Origin of the sequence: Pseudoxanthomonas sangjuensis, assembly GCF_010211755.1 — a bacterium.
Classification (GTDB): Bacteria; Pseudomonadota; Gammaproteobacteria; order Xanthomonadales; family Xanthomonadaceae; genus Pseudoxanthomonas_A; species Pseudoxanthomonas_A sangjuensis.
The window spans coordinates 1-1,130 of the sequence record NZ_PDWR01000054.1; the positions used below are offsets into that span (position 1 = coordinate 1).

1 protein-coding gene is annotated in these 1,130 nt (G+C 65.2%); it reads left to right on the forward strand.

Annotation, left to right across the window (positions count from 1 at the left end):
* Positions 1–62 precede the first annotated feature (62 nt).
* A protein-coding gene (locus tag CSC71_RS15230) for an IS3-like element ISStma5 family transposase (RefSeq protein ID WP_162375225.1) occupies positions 63–1,130 on the forward strand; the annotation gives its coding sequence in 2 pieces (ribosomal slippage) (positions 63–303 and positions 303–1,130; 1,069 coding nt annotated over the 2 pieces). This gene is flagged as partial in the annotation.

Genomic DNA, 1,130 nt, shown 5'->3' on the forward strand with positions numbered 1-1,130 from the left:
GGGTTCACCCCCGTTTTCACGGACACTTACGAGAAGGCCGATCAAGGCCATGAGGAGTGTTCATGTCGAAGCGAAGGAAGTTCAGCACCGAGTTCAAGCGCGGTGCGGTTGAGCAGGCCAGCCAGCCGGGCGTCAGCTGTGCCCAGGTGGCCCGGGAGCTGGGGATCCGGGATGCATTGCTGACCCGCTGGAAGCGGGAGGCCCAGAGCCGGGGCCAGGTGGCCTTCGGTGGCACCGGGACGCCCCGGGACGAGGAACTGGCGCGGCTCAAGCGCGAGCTGGCCCGGGTGAAGAAGGAGCGGGATTTTTTGCGAGAAGCGGCGACGTTCTTTGCCAAGGGATCATCCTGAGGTATCAGGTGATCGAACGTTGCCGCGATGAGTTTCCAGTGCGACTGATGTGTCGTTGCCTGCGGGTCTCGGCCAGCGGTTACTACGACTGGAGTAAGCGCTTGCCCAGTGCCCGGGAGCGCGACAACCAGCGCTTGCTCGGCCGGATCCGTGAGTTGCATGAGGACAGCCGGGGCACATTGGGCGCCGGCCGGATGCATGAAGACCTTGCCGAGGAAGGCGAGACGGCGAGCCTGAACCGGGTGGCGCGTCTGATGGCGACCGATGGCCTGCAGGGTTGGCCGCGACCGAAGCGGCGAGGCCAGCGCGGCAAGCCGGCGCTGACGCCGCCGGGTGTGCGCAACCTGCTGGAGCGGGACTTCACCGCGTTGGAGCCGGAGACCAGGTGGGTCACCGACATCACCGAGCTCAAGACCCGGCAAGGCAAGCTGTATCTGTGCATCGTGCTGGACCTGTTTGACCAGCGGGTGGTGGGGTGGTCAATGCATCATCGTCAGGATCGTCAGATGGTGATCAGGGCCGTGCAGATGGCGGTCTGGCAGCGCCAAGGCAGCCATCCGCTGATCCTGCACTCCGACCGTGGCAGCCAGTTCCGAAGCGGCGACTACCAGCGTTACCTGGCGGCCAACGGCTTGGTGTGCTCGATGAGCGCGGTGGGCCACTGCGGTGACAACGCCGCGTGCGAAGGCTTCTTCGGCCTGCTCAAGCGCGAGCGGGTCTACCGCATGACCTACCCAACGCTCGATGCCGCGAGGGCTGATGTGTTCGAATACATCGAGC